The sequence below is a fragment of the Paenibacillus sp. YSY-4.3 genome (assembly GCF_054767475.1).
The window spans coordinates 1-552 of sequence record NZ_BAABMC010000029.1; the positions used below are offsets into that span (position 1 = coordinate 1).

Consider the following 552-nt stretch of genomic DNA (forward strand, 5'->3'; position numbering starts at 1 on the left):
TGCTATTCACACTACCGGGGCACCCCTTCTCCCAAAGTTACGGGGTCATTTTGCCGAGTTCCTTAACGAGAGTTCTTCCGCGCGCCTTAGAATTCTCTTCTCGCCTACCTGTGTCGGTTTGCGGTACGGGCACCTTCTCCTGGCTAGAGGCTTTTCTTGGCAGTGTGAGATCATGACCTTCGGTACTGTAAATTTTCCCTCCCCATCACAGCCCAGCCTTAACGATGTGCGGATTTGCCTACACATCAGCCTCACTGCTTGGACGAGCATCCATCAGCTCGCGTCACTACCCTACTGCGTCACCCCATCGCTCATAACGGATTACGGTGGTACAGGAATTTCAACCTGTTGTCCTTCGACTACGCCTTTCGGCCTCGCCTTAGGTCCCGACTTACCCTGAGCGGACGAACCTTCCTCAGGAAACCTTGGGCTTTCGGCGGATCAGATTCTCACTGATCTTTTCGTTACTCATACCGGCATTCTCACTTGTATGCAGTCCACCAGTCCTTCCGGTCCAACTTCAATCCGCATACAACGCTCCCCTACCCCTGA

General features: G+C 53.4%; 1 rRNA gene. It reads right to left on the reverse strand.

What is annotated here, in order from left to right:
* Positions 1-552 (reverse strand): 23S ribosomal RNA (locus tag ACYUJT_RS25405); the annotation flags it as partial.